Source organism: Kandleria sp., from assembly GCF_017934775.1.
Classification (GTDB): domain Bacteria; phylum Bacillota_I; class Bacilli_A; order Erysipelotrichales; family Coprobacillaceae; genus Kandleria; species Kandleria vitulina.
On the sequence record NZ_JAGBIX010000079.1, the window covers coordinates 1 to 17,204 of the forward strand.

Annotated in this window: 14 protein-coding genes; 1 reads left to right on the forward strand and 13 read right to left on the reverse strand. The window is 32.7% G+C overall.

Features of this window, described 5'->3' with window-relative positions:
• Positions 1 to 356 precede the first annotated feature (356 nt).
• Positions 357 to 761, forward strand: coding sequence for an IS200/IS605 family transposase (gene tnpA / locus J6L95_RS08500; protein WP_287458819.1), 405 nt, complete (start codon positions 357 to 359; stop codon positions 759 to 761).
• Between the two features lie 89 nt (positions 762 to 850).
• On the opposite strand, the gene J6L95_RS08505 is transcribed toward tnpA, so the two are convergent.
• From J6L95_RS08505 to J6L95_RS08565, 13 genes are all read right to left on the reverse strand, one after another.
• Positions 851 to 1,600 (reverse strand): SDR family NAD(P)-dependent oxidoreductase, encoded by a 750-nt coding sequence (locus J6L95_RS08505; protein WP_029071656.1) that lies wholly within the window; start codon positions 1,598 to 1,600, stop codon positions 851 to 853.
• Position 1,601: 1 nt separating this feature from the next.
• Positions 1,602 to 2,027, reverse strand: coding sequence for a peptide deformylase (locus J6L95_RS08510; RefSeq protein ID WP_029071657.1), 426 nt, complete (start codon positions 2,025 to 2,027; stop codon positions 1,602 to 1,604).
• On the reverse strand, positions 2,024 to 2,788 hold the full coding sequence (locus tag J6L95_RS08515) for a MurR/RpiR family transcriptional regulator (RefSeq protein WP_029071658.1): 765 nt from the start codon (positions 2,786 to 2,788) through the stop codon (positions 2,024 to 2,026). The genes J6L95_RS08510 and J6L95_RS08515 overlap by 4 nt, the downstream gene beginning before the upstream one ends.
• 84 nt (positions 2,789 to 2,872) lie before the next feature.
• On the reverse strand, positions 2,873 to 3,433 hold the full coding sequence (locus tag J6L95_RS08520; RefSeq protein ID WP_074624473.1) for a DUF3793 family protein: 561 nt from the start codon (positions 3,431 to 3,433) through the stop codon (positions 2,873 to 2,875).
• 1 nt (position 3,434) lies between these two features.
• Positions 3,435 to 3,791 carry a class Ib ribonucleoside-diphosphate reductase assembly flavoprotein NrdI gene (nrdI, locus tag J6L95_RS08525; RefSeq protein ID WP_029071660.1) on the reverse strand — a complete coding sequence of 119 codons (357 nt, stop codon included), beginning with the start codon at positions 3,789 to 3,791 and terminating at the stop codon, positions 3,435 to 3,437.
• An 82-nt stretch (positions 3,792 to 3,873) separates the two neighbouring features.
• A complete protein-coding gene (gene gtfB / locus J6L95_RS08530) occupies positions 3,874 to 5,178 on the reverse strand; it encodes an accessory Sec system glycosylation chaperone GtfB (RefSeq protein WP_287458820.1) in 1,305 nt (434 codons plus the stop codon).
• Positions 5,175 to 6,650: an accessory Sec system glycosyltransferase GtfA gene (gtfA, locus tag J6L95_RS08535; protein WP_074687260.1), complete on the reverse strand. Its 1,476-nt coding sequence runs from the start codon at positions 6,648 to 6,650 to the stop codon at positions 5,175 to 5,177. Before gtfA ends, gtfB begins: the two co-directional genes overlap by 4 nt.
• A gap of 10 nt (positions 6,651 to 6,660) precedes the next feature.
• Entirely contained in the window at positions 6,661 to 8,967 is a 2,307-nt protein-coding gene (gene secA2 / locus J6L95_RS08540; protein ID WP_287458821.1) for an accessory Sec system translocase SecA2, read from the reverse strand.
• Positions 8,968 to 8,971: 4 nt separating this feature from the next.
• Entirely contained in the window at positions 8,972 to 9,745 is a 774-nt protein-coding gene (gene asp3 / locus J6L95_RS08545; RefSeq protein ID WP_287458822.1) for an accessory Sec system protein Asp3, read from the reverse strand.
• A complete protein-coding gene (gene asp2, locus J6L95_RS08550) occupies positions 9,735 to 11,228 on the reverse strand; it encodes an accessory Sec system protein Asp2 (protein ID WP_287458823.1) in 1,494 nt (497 codons plus the stop codon). Before asp2 ends, asp3 begins: the two co-directional genes overlap by 11 nt.
• Entirely contained in the window at positions 11,212 to 12,681 is a 1,470-nt protein-coding gene (gene asp1, locus J6L95_RS08555) for an accessory Sec system protein Asp1 (RefSeq protein ID WP_287458824.1), read from the reverse strand. The genes asp2 and asp1 overlap by 17 nt, the downstream gene beginning before the upstream one ends.
• Positions 12,681 to 13,910 carry a hypothetical protein gene (locus tag J6L95_RS08560; RefSeq protein WP_287458825.1) on the reverse strand — a complete coding sequence of 410 codons (1,230 nt, stop codon included), beginning with the start codon at positions 13,908 to 13,910 and terminating at the stop codon, positions 12,681 to 12,683. Before J6L95_RS08560 ends, asp1 begins: the two co-directional genes overlap by 1 nt.
• A gap of 63 nt (positions 13,911 to 13,973) precedes the next feature.
• A complete protein-coding gene (locus tag J6L95_RS08565) occupies positions 13,974 to 17,138 on the reverse strand; it encodes a hypothetical protein (RefSeq protein ID WP_287458826.1) in 3,165 nt (1,054 codons plus the stop codon).
• Positions 17,139 to 17,204: the final 66 nt, after the last annotated feature.

A 17,204-nucleotide genomic window follows, 5' to 3' on the forward strand; every position in this document is an offset into this window, starting at 1 on the left:
TAATTGCAGGCATCAGAATAAACAGACATGGTTTCATCAAGTAAGGCCTTACTGTCTGCATTAACGGATATCTGAATTTTAGCCGTAACTGTCATTTTTTCCATAATGTACCTCACCACCATTTCACTAAATATATGATATAATAATCATTAGTGAAAATCAATTATTTGTAAGGAGATTTTTACATAGATAATCAAGTTAACAATACTACAACAGAAACATCAGAGAAGTTAGCATTTACACTATCTGATTACGAAAGTTTTGTAGAAAATGGTGGTTGCATATATACAGACTGCTTTGAGTGCGAATATCACGCAGAATGTGATAATTTCGCAGAGTATTAAGGTACGTATCCTATGGATAGCAGATATAACCATCGCAACAGGCGTAAATATAGCCTGAAAGTACATATCGTTCTTGTTACCAAGTACCGCAAACAGATACTCAAAGGTGCTATCGCTGACGATGTAAAGCAAGAGATATACGATATCTGTAATTCGAAAGGTTACGGTATTATAGCTATGGAAACCGACAAAGACCATATACATTTCCTGATAAGCTACGATACTACAAATAGAGTATGCGACATAGTAAAGCTGATTAAACAACAGACCACGCATTATCTATGGCAAAAGTATCCAAACTTCTTATCTAAGTGTTATTGGAAACATAAGATATTTTGGTCAGACGGTTACTTTGCTTGTAGTATAGGCGAGGTATCATCAGATACTATACAAAAGTATATCGAAACCCAAGGTTAATGACTACGAATTTACAAGGCTCCTACCACCGCCCAAGGGCAGTGGGTTTCCGCCTACGACAACCGAAAGGATTCTATTTATGAATCTGCTTATCTCTTCTTGTTGACATGGGCAACCATCCTTGTCATGTATTTCCTTGGCAATACGCGTGAAGCGATATTTAATAAATGACCTGACAGGCCGTGAATCGCTATGTAGCGATTGGCCAATAATGACTTTACGCCATATTTCGCAACTTCGTTTGCGCTTGCTGGAGGAAAATACTTCCACATTACTGAATCTTTCAGATGTGCTGTTTTCATAAATTTTGTTTTAGTAGGACCAGGACAAAGACATGTGACACTTACGCCATAGTCTTTTAGTTCTTCGTGTAGTGCTTCTGAAAAGGAAAGTACAAACGCTTTTGTAGCATAATAGATGGACATATAGGGACCTGAGGTGAATGCCGCAATGGAGGCTACATTCAGGATTTTCCCTTCTCCTCTTTCTTTCATTTCATTGCCTACATAGTAACAGAGTTTCATCAGCGCTTCGATATTTAATCGTACCATATCTTCTTGTTTTTTATAGTTGGAATCAAGAAAAGCACCTGAATCTCCAAATCCTGCATTGTTAAAGAGAACATCTATTTTTTCTTCTTTTATTATTTGAAGTAGATCATCACAATGTTCAATTAAATCACATTCAATGATTTTCGCATTTTCATATTGTTCTCTTAGTTCTTCTAGCTTCTCCTTGTTTCTTCCTACAAGAATAAGATCATATCCCTTATTAGAAAAAACACGAGCTGCTGCTTCTCCGATGCCACTTGTTGCACCGGTAATTAGTACATTTTTCATATTAGATTAATACACCTTCTAGATGATCCATTTCATGCTGAATAATCTGGGCAGTAAAACCCGTATATGTCTTTATTTTCTTTTTAAAGTTTTCATCAAGATAAGATACCTTGATTTTCTTATAACGGAAAGTATCTTTGGCCTCTTCATGAGGATGTGACAAGCATGATTCTTTTGTCGCATACTTCCCTTCTTCTTTCATGATAATGGGATTATACATAATTTGTATTTTCTCATTATCTACAAATGCAATAACAGCCTTATTGACACCAATCATGTTGGCAGCCATGCCAACACATGTTCCTTTTTCAAAATAATAGTAAGAAAGCGTATCATATAGATCACTAGCTACCTGCCCATCATCATTTGTTGCTTTGGCTGCTGTTCTGCTTAATAAAAACTGATCTGTAACTATTTCCTTAATCATCCGTCCACCTTCAAATAATATTTATAATAATATCTGATTCTAAGTAAATCAAAAATTCTCATCAATTGATAATTGAATTGAATGCCATCATATTTTCCAAGAACATAAAGCATATGATTAGCTTTATGATCACCGTAGGCATCTATTTTTCTGTTTTGTGTAATGATGACTATATTAGAGCGTTCAATATAGGCATCTTCAAGACAATGATCACTTCTCTTCATCGTACGTCCTGTCTGGGTTAAGAAGAAGACAATGTCATCTTCATAAAATTCAAAGGTTTTATCATTATGATGATATTCAACAACCTCTTTCCCTAAGTTTATTAAGTCTGTCTGGAAATCTACAGCTAGACAGCTTGGGAAATGTGAACCAATGATAACGATACGATTAGCTTGATAAATTTCATCTACGATATCATCAATTTCTTTAAGAAACTCAGCTTCATTCATTGTTAATTGTAGATCTTTAAAATAATCTCTTAACTGTAAGCCAATCATTCTTAACTGAATTTCATTGTTTCTCAATTCTTTTTCAGAAACCATCTGGTCTCTAAAATCATTGAATGACTTAAAACCTAAACGGCGATAGAACATTTCTACATCTTCTTTATGAAAAGCACCTTCTATGCAGACATCATCAAGGGTATAACAGCCGATTTTTGTATATCTTTTAACAATGAACATGCCAATGCGATACATGACATCATCTACAAGTGCTCCATTAAGAAACTTTAATATTCTAGATAAAACTATATCCATATGTTCACCTTCTTTCACATATTATATTATAGCATTACTCCTTTTCAATTTATCAACAATTTCTTGGCATTAAAAAACTTCTCATTATGAGAAGTTTAACAATTCTGTAAGCATACATCCTTTATCAATTTTGTGACACATTGTTCTTTTTGCACATTCATAACGTTCAAACTGCTTTTTCGCATTTTTAAGATTGCCATATACTTTCCAGTATCCTACATACTTACATTTTTTATGATTAATAAAGCAATTGACATCATAAAGTGGATATCCTAGAAAGATGCCGATTTCATGGGGAAAAGAATCACTCATCAAATTGCATTTTAATCTTCCTAGTGTCGCATGAAGGCAATTGGTAGGATAATGTCGTTCATGAAGAAATAGCTTAATCTCCTTTTTAGAAAGAAGATATTTTAATTGATTATAGTGGTAAAGATAAATGAGTAATCTATTTTGCTTGTTTTTTAATATCATCAAAGATAACTGATATGTTCTTAGACTTCTATTAAAATATCTTATACATTCCTGATAATTCTCTATTTCACGTTTATCAATCGCAAAAAGACTTGCAACTTTTAGATGGGATAAGGTTGGTGAACAATATGTCACAAGCTTCTTTTGAAAGAGTCTGTAGATTTCTTTCATATTACAAATTTAAAATCTTTTTAATAGCCTGAATATCTTCATCAGTGCCATCATTTTCTACATTGTAAAGTACTGGAACATCATACTGTTCACTAATAACTGTACCAGCTCCACAATAAGCTTCTCCATAGCTCTGATCTCCTGATACAATTACTCCCTTAAGATGATCAGAATGTACTGATAAGAAATCATCTACTTCTACAGGGACATCTCCATATCCATCTGTGTAAGTCAATAAGATAAAGTCTTCTGCAATATTCTCACTTCCATCTTCAATACGTAAAGCTGAATCAATCAATCCTAATTTCTCGATAATTGACTCTACATTACCAGTTCTTGATGCAAATACTGTTTTCATCTCTGTTCCTCCTTAGTTAGTTAAGACTAACTATATATTACGCTTCTTAGTTAGTTTTGTCAAACTAATAAAAAGAGAAGACTTATTGACTAAGCTTCTCTTTATAAGTATTTACATCTTCTGATAAGGCGGCTTTCTTCTGGATATTTAACTGAGTGTGATAATCTCCAAGAAGAGCAGTCATTAATGATGACATATCCCCTTTATTGAAGATATGTTCTTTTGCGACATATTCATGATGATGGATTGTATCTTCAAAAGCGAAGATAACCATTTCATGAATAAAGGCTTCTCTTATCGCATTTAATATTTCTCCACCATAATTGATATCAAAATAATACTGGCAGTTTTCAATAAGCTTTTTGGCATGACTTTCAGTAATATTAGGATATAATCTTACATTCTTATATGATCCGTATTTCAATAGTTTTCCAGACATTTCGGTGATGGCAGCTATATGAATCTTACGGTCCTGACAGGCTTCTACGAGTTCATTTAGTTTTTCTATCTGGTCTGAATTTGTGAGAATGACAATGTCTTTCTTTTTATCATTCTTCTTGAAGTCATAGATCATACCTAACTCTTTAACCATATCTTGAGAAGCCCCTAATTCAATGAGCTTACGATATGCTTCTGGTTTTTGGACAAAGATTTTCTTTGTGCTAGTAGATTCTCCTGAAAGAATGACTTGCATATTGCCAGGAATTTTATCATAGATATCTTCCTGCCAGAAAAGAACATCTTCTCTTTGTCTATTAGGCATTCTTTGTGATACAAAGAATGGATGAGAAAGAGAGGTAAAGTAGATTGGCTGAGAGGCCATTCCCATTTTTTCTAAGAAGAAGATTGTAAACTCTACAATGTTCTTAAATAGTTTTATCTGATTATTTTCTAGATCATTGTAGATGATATCTTTAGTAATAAAGTTTTCAGTGATAACTTCCTGTCCTTTTTCATTATAGTAGGCTCTCATGACCCTACCAATCTTATGGAAGAAAGATGTCTGGGCATACTTTCTTCCTTTTAGATCATAGTGATCAGTTACGCATACTTTACCGTTTTCATCTAAATAATCAACATCTTTGATGTATCTTTTATGAGTTGGCTGATGATAGAAGATTCTTCCTCTTAATCTTGATCCTGCATAGATTTTTCCTTCACTCATAGTAGATTGAATACGGTCATAATGACGCATTGGCAATTTATTAAAATAAAGTGGTTCTCCTTCATCACTAGTAAAGACTAGATTCTTAAAAGGTGAGAAAATATCATCTGGCAATGTACCATCATAGTGCATACATACTGGAATGACATCATCATGTGTCTGTCTTAATGAATAAAGAAGGTCTTTGGCTAACTGGTTATATTCTTCAAATAATAATATCATAGCTGATCCTCCAAAAGATTTTTCCATTTTTTAGCGATTTCTTCATCTAGATATTCTTTGGCGATATCATAGGATGCCTGATGGAAATCAGGATGATCTTCTTCATAATATTTTACAATAGCTTCACTTAATGAAGAAATACAAGCATGCGTATCATAGGCATCATAATCTACAAGATAGCCATTATTTTTAATAAAAGTCTGGTTTCCATAAGGTACATCATATCCTATTAAGGCGCATCCTGAACCAACTGCTTCTAATAATGTCAAACCAAACCCTTCTGATCCAGAGGCACTAATATAACAGTCATACTGTTTGAATACTTCATCAAGGTTCTGATGTCCTCTTAAACGAATATAGGAATTGGCATTGTAGTCAGTGATTAATTTTGTTAATCGATCTTTTTCTCCACCTTGACCATAAATATCAAATACTAGCTGAGGGATTTTTTCATGAGCTTTTACGACTGCATGAATAAGGTGATCAATATTCTTCTCCGTTGCTAGTCTTGAAGCTGTCATTAAATGGTAAGGTTTTCTTTCTCCTACTTTAAGTTCCTTAAGACTTCCTACCGGAATGGTTTCAATACGAGGAGTGGCATCATAATACTTCTTAAACTGTGCTCTTAGTGTTTCTTCTTGTCTTTTTGTAGATGAAAGAAAGAAACTTACATCTTTATGATGGTTAAATGAATATTCATAATAATTATTCCATAGAATATTATGTTCATCAGTTGATTCTTTATTATAATGTTCAGCATGAATGACAACACCCAATTTAGCATCACCTATCGCCTTAAAGATTGCTGATTCCATTCCTGTATTACGATCTTCAATGACTACATCATCTTTTGTAAAGTGAAGCTGCTTTAAAAAATAGCCGATAAAATCTTCTTTATTGTAGAAGAAATGTTCGTTTACACGATAAATGGAATCATCCCCATTAATATATTCATCAAGACCAATGCTGCCATCTCTATTATAAAAACAGCGACGATAAAGGTTGGCTTTATTATCATGAGGAACATAGTACTCAGTAAATGCTCTTTGACTTGTAAAGAAATCTTTTCTTATAAGACAGCCATCTGATACACATTCTACTCTATGAATATAGCGATGATCTCTTGTCAAATAGGCACACATATAACTGTTGTTTGGGAAAGAATAAATGATTTTGTTTCCATCTTCTTTTTTCTCAAAAGGAAGAGTGAACGTTTTTTCAAAGCGTTCTTCACTCATTGTCGTTGGTTCAATAGGCATATCAGTAAAATACTGATAAAGCCAGATGATCTCATCATCCTGAAAACCAATATTCTTTGTCATATGTTCAATATTTTCATATTGAAACATATCCATAAAAATAAACTTTGCCTTAAATCCTAATTCTCTTAATACTTTAGCTCGATATGCTTGCGCATATTCTACACCACTGCTCGCCCATCCTATTCCTAAATTGATATTGTAAATACTCATTGTATCACTCCTATGGCAACATCACTGTGAATGTTCCTTTTTCTTCTTCTACTATACTGCTAAGCATAACATTTTTCATGATATTTTTTTTAGCATGATCCATCATTTTCTCAAAAGCACGGTAGGCTTCCTGATGATATTCAAAAATAATGTTTTTTTGTGAATATCTTCTCAGTCCGATTGTTGCTCTTAACTGTTCAAGATAATCAACTTGTTCAATCCATGCGTTATCTAACGCATTCAATATAGCAATACGCATAAACTGATTATATCTGTTGCTTTCTTCTAATTCTTTTTTCTTGCTTAAAAAGCACTCTTTTGCTAATTGAAGTAGTCCTTCTTTTTTATAAGAAAGCGTATCATCAATATGATATTCAATATGACTTAATATAAATCTTTGCATTTCATCTTTAGTTGGATCAGCAATAAAGAAGTCTTCGATATTTTCTTTGATGATGAAATTCATGAGTTCATCATAATCAATTTCATCATTAAGAAGACGATTACGTAATGTATAAATAATTGTTCTTTGTGCTGAAGTAGAACTATCAAATTCAAGTGTTCTATTACGTGAACGATAGGCTGAAATTTCATAGTTTTTTTGTGCCTGATCCATCATTTTTGTAATATGTTTTTTGGTAATCTCTTTAACGTTCTTATATGACTTTAAAGAAGGTGCACCATATTCTTTGATGATTTCATCATCTAAAGAAACAAAGAACTTGCTTGTCCCGGGATCTCCCTGACGTCCAGCACGCCCTCTTGCCTGCTTTTCTAATCGCTGATTTTCCATTCTGCCAATACCTAATACTAGCAGTCCACCTAATTGTTTCACTTCATCAGAAAGCTTGATATCCGTCCCTCTTCCAGCAATAGCTGTAGCGATTGTAACTGCACCTAGCTGTCCGGCATTCTTTATGATTTCTGCTTCTTTTGCGACATTGTAGGCATTTAATACATTATGGGCAATATGATGGTTAAGCAGTACACGGGAGTAGATATAGGACATTTCAATGGAACTTGTAACGACAAGTACGGGCTGTTTTTTTTCATGTGCACGAATCAGCCATTTCATTGATGCTTCGAACTGTTCTTCAAAGCTTCCGTAGTAGCTGTCTTTTAAGTCTTTTCTGGCAATTGGTATATGAGTGGGTATTTCAACGACATCTATATCGTAGACGGCCTTTATTTCTTTTCGATCTTCAATGACTGATCCACTCATGCCACTCTTTTTTTCAAACATGTTAAAGAATGCCTGATAAGTAATTGAAGCCATTGCTCTTGTTTCTGAAGAAGGATTTAGTCCTTCTTTTACTTCAATAGCCTGATGTTGACCACACTTGAGTTTCGTATTTTCTACCATACGTCCTGAGCTTTTATCTAGCAGCATGATCTTATTATCTTTTACGACATATTGCTCATCTCTTTTAAATAAGAAATGGGCTTTTAATGCAACATTGATATGTCTTAATACTTCATAATAATCTTTTGTATAAAGATTATTTACACCAAAAAACTGTTCTGCTTTCGTTATTCCTCTTGGTGTCAGCCATACTTGTCTATCTTCTTCTTCATAGTCCCCTTCTTCTAAGGTTCCAACAAAATAATCTGTGCTCTTATATAAATTTGACTGTACTCGTGGAGCACCTGATATGACAAGGGGCATATTAGCAGCATCAAGTAGAACGGAGTCTACTTCATCTATGACTACAAAGTAGAAATCTCGCATGCATTTATCTTCTTTATTGATACATAGATTATCAAGAAGATAATCAAAAGTTAATGCTGAATGGGTGGTATAGATAATATCTGAATGATAGATTTTCTTTTTCTCATCAGTATCCATGCTCTCCTTAGCATCTTCTTTTACACCAATACCAACTGTTAATCCAAGCCATTTATAGACTTGTCCCATCTCAAGAGCATCACGTCTTGCTAAATAGCCATTGCTTGTAATAAGAATAACTCCTTTTCCCGTAATAGCATTAAGATAGAGCGGCATAGTTGCTACTAAAGTCTTCCCTTCCCCAGTTTTCATTTCCGCAATTTTTCCTTTATGTAAAGCAATCCCTGCAAGAACCTGTACATCATAGGCATACATACCAAGAACTCTTCGAGATGCTTCTCTAATTGTCGCAAATGCTTCTGGTAAAAGATGATCTAATGATTCACCTTTCATATAGCGCCTTTTAAAAAGCACAGTCTGATGCTTTAATGTTTCATCGCTCATCTCTTTCATCTTATCAGAGTAGCTATTGACCTTTTTTAGCACTTTATTTAATTGTCTTAATGATAATTTATTTAATAATGATGCCATATAATCACTTCATTTTTTCTAAGATATATCGTTTGTCTGTAAATCTTTCTGTAAAATAACTATTCTCTTTACTCTTATAATCCACAACTTCTGATCGTGGATACTGTTTATGTAGCTTATGAGCTATTCGTCTAGAAACGGGTCCATATCCTATGAAAGTCAATTTTTTATATTGATTCATACTAATAACCTGATTAAATAGTTCACTTTCTTCTCTTCCTGGAAGAATAATAGGATGTTTTATCTTATCTAGTATATCTTTTGATGGATACTTTATAAGAGAAGCCTGTGGCTCTAGACAAAGTACTGTATATTCTTCTGCTTCTTCTAATGTAGAAATATATTCTTCTAGATAAAGATCAATACGTTCAAATACAATCTTATCCGCATTTCCTCTTAATAGCTGCATATCATAATAATAACAGTCTATTGGAAATGTGAAGGTGTCTTTATCTTTATTTGTCATAAAGAAAGAGACCAGTCTATCTCTTGTATCATAGAAATTGATTCTAATAAACCATCTATTCTTTGGAACTGATTCAATATATGAACGTATATGATATGTTCTCCCTGGTTCTAAAAATGGCAATAATGGCTCATTTTTTTCTTTTGAATAATCACTTATCATATGCCATTTCTTAATTGCGACTTCAGGAGGCATCATTTTATTTTCAAAGACGATTCTATAGTTATTGAGGGTTAGTGATGAACCATACAAGTATGTATCCATTGTTAAATCTCCCCAATGTACAACGTAGATATCCTTATCACTTTCCATTCTTGAAATCTTCCTCCATTATTCTTTTATATTGCATCAAGAACCAATTGAATATGGCCTTTCTATCATCATTATGTCGACCTTCTACTCCTTTACCATAGATTATGATATCTTTTCCTATCGCATGCGTAGTTAAAGAAGAAAATGCGTCTTTATCATAGTCATCATCTTTCATATAAGCGACCGCAATCTTCGTATTAGAAAAGGTCGCTTTATCAAATTTATTCCAGAATCGATCATCGAGAAGCTTCACTGATGTCTTATCCAATTGACCATCACCATTCTGTTTTAAGACATCCAATGATGTTGGAAACACTTCTGGTCTAAATATTGTCTCATTGCTGGCGAGAGTCCCAAGATTTATCAATGGCTGTCCTACTACAATCGCATTTGGTGAAAAGTCACACCCATAGTACAGTGCTCCGTAGCTTCCCATTGATATACCTGAAAACAATAGATCCTTATTGGTAAAATGAAGTTCTTCCATTCTTTCTTGAATATACATCTTAATTCTTTTTTCATATTGAGAAGAACCAATATAGAAGCTTCCCCCATCAAGACGAGGATCAGATATGATAATAAACGGTGTTTTCATGTTTCTCATCATTTCAATATCTTCGAAGCTTTCATCTTGATGATAATCAGAGAAATGAATCTGAAGAGGTGGTTTCATATTACCTGATTCATAATAGAAAAGACATTCTTGTCTTAAATCATCATTATATCTTTCTCCACCTGGCAATAATTCTCCTTCTTCATATCTTGATTGTCTAACATGAAGGGGTCCTATTTTTAATTTTCCTGTTCCTTTTACATACAACGAAATATGCAAGGTTCCATCATAGGGAACTTCATCAATGATTAATGGCTTATCAAGCATACTTTCATTGTATTGTTTTTCAAAACAGATGTAATCCATTGTATTTTGTTTTATTTCTTCTACAAATATCTGAAGATGAACATTTTCATCTTTCTGATATTCAAGCCATAAACTAACTGGATACTTCCTATTGATCTTAACGCCCTTTTTCCAATAACACGTCTGTGTCCACTCTGTATCATAATCTCCCTGAAGTGTCATATACTGACGACCTTCATAACTGATTGTTCCTCTAAAACTTCGATTAACACCAATCTGTCTAATAGAAATCTTTTTTGCTTTTTGTTCTACAAAGTAACGTGATGCAAGCAGCTTTATAAATGACATCTCATACTTCACAAGCATCTTTGCTTGTTTTTTATATATAAATGATCCCATCTGATAATAATCATAAACTTCTTTTGTAATATAGCATCCATAAACTGGTATAGCTTCTGTTATTTCTTCTATTTCATAAGGAGAAAGTATCATATCAATAATAACAACCTGATAGTTTCCCAATTGATCAATATGACTAGTCTGAGTGACATGAATTTCTTCAGGACAATCTTTTAAAGAAATTGGTCTAAATCCAATATATAAAACATTAATATTTTGATGCATTATCTATTATCTCTCTCCATTTCTTCATAATTTTCTTTCCTGAATATTCTTGCATAAGATGGTAAGAATAAACCAATGAATCATTCCAATGATCAAGGTCTTCTAAGTAGAAGTACAATCCTTCAGCTACGCTATATCCATGATCAAGACAAAACCCATTCTTCTTATGATAAACATAATTGCTTTCCTGCTTTACTATCTGTGGAATACCTGTACTCATACCAGCAATCTGCGTATAGCTATCGGATGTTTCTCTTACATCTACAATGATTCTTATATCACTTAATAATGTAATAAGATCTCTTTCATCACTGATTATTTTTAAGAAGACTCTTTCATCTATTTTAAAAGGTGCATCAAGTTGACTTAACATCTGATTGATTTTATCTTGTATTATTCCATCATAGTAATCTTCAAAATGATATAACCCAATATACAAATCAACCAACGGATGAGAAATCATGTACTTCATGATTTCTTCTAAATAAGAAAAAGAAGTATCATCAAGAATAAAATAAATCTTAAGCCTCTTTGTACGTTGACTTTGTCCTAGTTTAAAACGTGTATCTAAAGGTGATATTGTGTAAACATTATTGACTTTATAAGAATCTTCAATAAGATTCTTTTTATCATTTGAATCAGTAATTATTACATCTACACGATGATATAAATATTCCCCTTTTACAATATCAAAACGGTTGCCAAATAAAGATAAAATAACTTTTTGTTTCCATATTGACTTCATTATCAGATCATTATGGTGTTCATCTGCAGCGATGACTACATAATCATCAAAGGAATAATAATATAATTTTTTTTGTAAATATTCTTTCATCATTTCTTCAATTGATTCATATCTCAATTTTCTAAAACGATGTTTCTGTGTTTCATTGATGACAACTTCGCCACTATTGAATTCCTGTCTGAATTGCCATTCTCCTCTTTCATTGTAGTATTCTTCATATTGAAGATTATCTTCCTTGTAATATTGAACACATGAAAGAAAGCCACGATCATCAAAAATCAATCTTTTACGTTCATTCTGGAATAGATCCACCCCAATCATATAGCCTTCTTTCCCAAAATATATTTTAGCGAAAAGAGCACCCTTTCTTTTTGCGAGCACAATATAGGGGGTATAGATCCACTCTACATCGGAAGGCCAATTGAGATCTTTATAGGAGTATAATCCTATTCTTTTTGATTGAATATCCTGCAGATCATCAAATACTGAAGTATAATCTACATCCATGATTTCTTCTCTATAAAGGAAATGTCTTAAATGAGGAGAGTAGCTTAATATCATTAATGATACTTCTTTATCTTCTTCTTTAAATATTTTAACCTGACTGACTGTATCATCAAAACGAGATGAAGAGGCTGTTCTATTCCAGTTCATTTCTTTTACTACAATACTTTCATCCTGATACCAAGAGGGAATAAACCAAATCATTATTTTTCTCCCCTTTCTAAATGAATCAGTCTTTTTTCATATACATTTCCTAATAAACGTGTATCAAATTCTTCTTTTACATTTAACACAATACTTGTAAGTATCATAAATGTTAACGGCATAGAGAATAAATCTGTTTTTCCTTTAAATGAGAACCCTACTAATAATGGGGTTACCATTATTATCATGATTATGATATTGCTTATTACAGTTAATACCAATAAAACCATATTTAAATAGTTCTTTGTTTGTTTACCTGGTCTTACATTTTCAACACAGTCTCCATTTTTCAATAGATTATCTGCAATATCTTTTGGATCCACAATAATAAACGATAGAATTATTGAGAATAAGAAGAACAATGAAATAAAGAATAATATTCCAGATAAATGTTCAATATCACAATACTTTACAAGCATTGAGAGTATCTTATTCTCTTTATATAATTCATGAAATGTATGAAACAGAGAAATCAGTAACGCATAAATTGAAACAATATACATCGATGGCAATGTCCCCAATGGATTAAGCTTAAATAATAAATAATTAGAACTTGCATATTCATTATGAATAGATGACTTATAAACAGGAATACGTACTTCTGATTGAGTCAATATAATTGTTACTGCAACAGTCATAAGAATATAGAAGAATACTATGACATATGCCATTATTCCTACATGGTTAAATGTATGACTACTGTATTTTCCAATTACCATACTGATGTTAATGATAATATTAATCAAGATTATGAGGGATGGTCCCCCTATTCCAAGTTTCATATTCTTTTCTACTAACCAAACAAGAAATAAACTTCCTGCAAATATTTCACATATTACAAACAAGGATAATCCCAATCTTCCATAACTGTTTAATGCTAGAGGATCAAATTTCATTGTACGTACTTTGGATATTGCTTGTATTAATGTGAAACCTATCATCAATGTATTCGTAATGATTCTCATGCGGTGTGGTGCTACTTTATTTGATTTTTCATCCATAAAGAAGCCAATAATTCTAGCTAAAATCATAGCATTCATCCATGGAGATAGTCCTAAAAGAAAAATGGATGCATTTCCCCCATCATCACCAATCATACTTTCTACAATACTTTTCATATTAAGTAGATTTAATTGATGAGAATCTGCAATTACAAATGCTACGGGAATATTTTTTCCTAATATGTATATTGTTGCGATCAATAGGGAGATAATTATTCGTTTCTTCATGCTACTTACCTTCTCTTAAAACATAAGAGCAAGTAAACCTACTGTTTACCTGCTCTTTTTTAGTTAATCGTTAGTAGATTTCTTTTTCTTCTTACCTACAACAGCTGCCATTCCAGTTAATCCCATAGCTGCCATAACTGCATCTTTTGTCATTTCTGTGTTATCACCAGTTTTTACAACATTGTCATCTGAAATAGTCTTTGTTTTCTTCTCAGGAGTATATGAAGCACCATGATATTGATTACCAGTTTCATATTCGCTTCCGTATTCTACTTCACTTTCAGATGGTAATTCTGACTGATTTGCTTCTGAAGTAGAAATTGAATCTGATTCATTTTCACTTGTTGATTCATATTCAGATACTGACTCACTTTCGGATTCAGTATTACTGTTTTCATATTCAGAAGTTGATTCACTTTGTGATTCAGTAGTGCTTTCTGATGTTGACCCAAAGCCCCTTGTAGATTCTGATTCAGATTTTGACTTGCTTTCAGATTCTGATTCAGACTTAGACTTGCTCTCAGATTCAGATCTGCTTATTGATTCCGATTCTGATTTTGATTTGCTTGTAGATTCCGATTCAGACTTGGACTTGCTTTCTGATTCGGATCTGCTTATAGATTCTGATTCAGATTTAGACTTGCTTTCTGATTCAGATTTGCTTGTAGATTCTGATTCGGATTTAGATTTAGATTCAGACTCTGACTTACTTGTAGATTCCGATTCAGACTTAGACTTGCTTTCGGATTCGGATTTGCTTGTTGATTCCGATTCAGACTTAGACTTGCTTTCGGATTCAGACTTGCTTGTAGATTCCGATCTGCTTGTAGATTCAGACTCTGACTTAGACTTGCTTGTAGATTCTGATTCGGATTTAGATTTAGATTCTGACTCTGACCTGCTTGTAGACTCAGACTCTGATTTAGATTTGCTTTCAGATTCGGATTTGCTTGTAGATTCCGATTCTGACTTAGACTTGCTTTCTGACTCTGACTTACTTGTTGATTCTGATTCGGATTTAGATTTGCTTTCAGATTCGGATTTGCTTGTAGACTCAGATTCGGATTTTGATTTGCTTTCAGATTCAGATTTGCTTGTAGACTCAGATTCGGATTTTGATTTGCTTTCAGATTCTGACTTAGATTTTGATTCTGATTTAGACTTTTTAGTTGATTCAGATTCGGATTTAGATCTAGATTTGCTTTCGGACTCTGACTTAGACTTGCTTTCTGATTCTGATCTGCTTTCAGATTCAGAATTAGATTCACTATGTGATGGGTATTTTTGATTTTGTGAAGATGTTGAATGCCATTCACCACTTGATATAACTACTTCTTTAGCATAAATACTACCAGTGCCAGTAGCTGAAACAATAACTTTAGCATTAGGAGCAATAATAGTACCACAGAAGCTTCCTGTTAAATTGATAGTACCATTGAAATCACCGAAGTTATAAACAACTGCATTAACAATATGTCTAATACCTACTGAATTTGATTCACCATCACTCGATACATGATCAACAATTAACTTTTGTACATTAAATTCAACATTATTTTCATTTTCTTTTGAACCAGTATATTTAAAGTTAACAACAACCGTTTGTGTTGTCTGTTCAGTCTTATCATGATTAACAATAATATTTACCTTACCACTTTCACTGAACATATTTGTAGACTGACCATCCTGAGTATGTACTACAGGCTGTACTTTTTCACTATCCCATTTATTATTGACAGTATCATAATAACCACCATTATAAGTATTCTTATCATCAAAAGTTAAATCTACATGTACTTCTTTATCTTTATATTGCGTTGCATCAATAACAACTTTCTGATCACCAGTGTTAGTAATAGTTGGTATTACAGTTTTAACTTTATCAGTATTATCAATTAAATCCTCAGAATACTTAGAAATCGTATCCATATGAACTGGATTTTCACCCTTAGTTAATGTAAGACCATTTTTATAAGCATCAGCCTGCAAAGTAAACACTTCACGATTACCGTTTTGATCATATTGGAAAATATAAACATAACCAGTTGGGGCTTCATGTTTTCCTGTTTTATCAGTATATGAAGTAATATAATTACCTTTTTCATCAGTAAATACAAACTTATCCTGTTCTTTACCGTTAATTATATATTTCTCATTAGAGAAAATAATCTTATTAGTGGCCGAACCAGGCATAATATTTTCTGTATATTCTCTTTTAGATAAATGACCGATATATGTTTGTTTATCTGTTTCATCATAAATAGTATCAGAACCAATTTCAGCTTTATTAATACAATTAACATTATTGGCTGCAAGATCTGACTGCATATGTCCCGCTACATCAATTGTATCTGTATAAATGCTGTAACTTGATACTTCTTCCTTAATCTTATCTAAAGATGTCTGCTTAGAAGATGTAGATGCTAATTTACTATCTCCAATTTCATAAGAAGCCTGTGCTAAGGCATTTGTGATATTAAATGAATAAGTACGTTTTAATTCATCTTCATCTTTATTAACATTTGCATTCTTAGATACATCCTGCGCTACTGTATTCTCAACAACATTTGGGGCAACAGTTTTAGTAGAAACAACATTTTCTACTACATTCTCTTTAGTTGTTACAGTTTCTTCCTTAACAACTTTATTTGTATTCTTTGCAATAGTCTTTTTAACAGAGTTTACTTTAGCTACTTTAAGTGTAGTCTTTTCTTCCTTAATTGAACTATTGTCAGCCTGACTATTAGCAGTCTTTTCTACATTTTCATGTTCACTAGTAGCTAGTGATTGAGAATCACTTGTACTTTCACTTGTGCTCTCAGTAGAGCTCTGACTTTCACTCTTGCTTTCACTTTTATTTTCACTTGAAGATTCAGATTCACTTTCAGTAGTTGAAGTAGATTCTACTTCACTAGTTTCAGAATAATTTTCATCCTTGATTGTAATCTGATCTTTAGTTACAGTTGTATCTTCAGCATTTAATTCTTTTTCTGTAGCTGCATATACTTCATTACTCATTAAAGTAGATGCACCTAAAACAGCTCCTGCAGACATAAGTCCTTCTTTTAAATACTTAGAGCTCTTCTTGCTTGTTTCCTTTTTTTCTAAAACTGGTTCTTCTTTAACTTCTTTTACATAACCAACACGTGTAATAAGTTTTTTGATCCAGCCTTTCTTTGCTTTCTTTAAAATAGTTCTTGTTTTTCTTGAAACGGAACGCCACTTCATATATCTAATCACCTTTCACTTCAGTATCATTCTTTATTTGATGGATAAAATACTGCGTTATATTCA

Bases quoted from the DNA above. Each gene is read 5' to 3' on its own strand.
- J6L95_RS08505 (WP_029071656.1), bottom strand. From the start codon at position 1,600: ATGAAAAATGTACTAATTACCGGTGCAACAAGTGGCATCGGAGAAGCA.
- J6L95_RS08515 (WP_029071658.1), bottom strand. From the start codon at position 2,788: ATGGATATAGTTTTATCTAGAATATTAAAGTTTCTTAATGGAGCACTT.
- tnpA (WP_287458819.1), top strand. From the start codon at position 357: ATGGATAGCAGATATAACCATCGCAACAGGCGTAAATATAGCCTGAAA.
- gtfA (WP_074687260.1), bottom strand. From the start codon at position 6,650: ATGAGTATTTACAATATCAATTTAGGAATAGGATGGGCGAGCAGTGGT.
- gtfB (WP_287458820.1), bottom strand. From the start codon at position 5,178: ATGATATTATTATTTGAAGAATATAACCAGTTAGCCAAAGACCTTCTT.
- nrdI (WP_029071660.1), bottom strand. From the start codon at position 3,791: ATGAAAACAGTATTTGCATCAAGAACTGGTAATGTAGAGTCAATTATC.
- asp2 (WP_287458823.1), bottom strand. From the start codon at position 11,228: ATGCATCAAAATATTAATGTTTTATATATTGGATTTAGACCAATTTCT.
- J6L95_RS08510 (WP_029071657.1), bottom strand. From the start codon at position 2,027: ATGATTAAGGAAATAGTTACAGATCAGTTTTTATTAAGCAGAACAGCA.
- J6L95_RS08560 (WP_287458825.1), bottom strand. From the start codon at position 13,910: ATGAAGAAACGAATAATTATCTCCCTATTGATCGCAACAATATACATA.
- asp1 (WP_287458824.1), bottom strand. From the start codon at position 12,681: ATGATTTGGTTTATTCCCTCTTGGTATCAGGATGAAAGTATTGTAGTA.
- secA2 (WP_287458821.1), bottom strand. From the start codon at position 8,967: ATGGCATCATTATTAAATAAATTATCATTAAGACAATTAAATAAAGTG.
- J6L95_RS08520 (WP_074624473.1), bottom strand. From the start codon at position 3,433: ATGAAAGAAATCTACAGACTCTTTCAAAAGAAGCTTGTGACATATTGT.
- asp3 (WP_287458822.1), bottom strand. From the start codon at position 9,745: ATGGAAAGTGATAAGGATATCTACGTTGTACATTGGGGAGATTTAACA.
- J6L95_RS08565 (WP_287458826.1), bottom strand. From the start codon at position 17,138: ATGAAGTGGCGTTCCGTTTCAAGAAAAACAAGAACTATTTTAAAGAAA.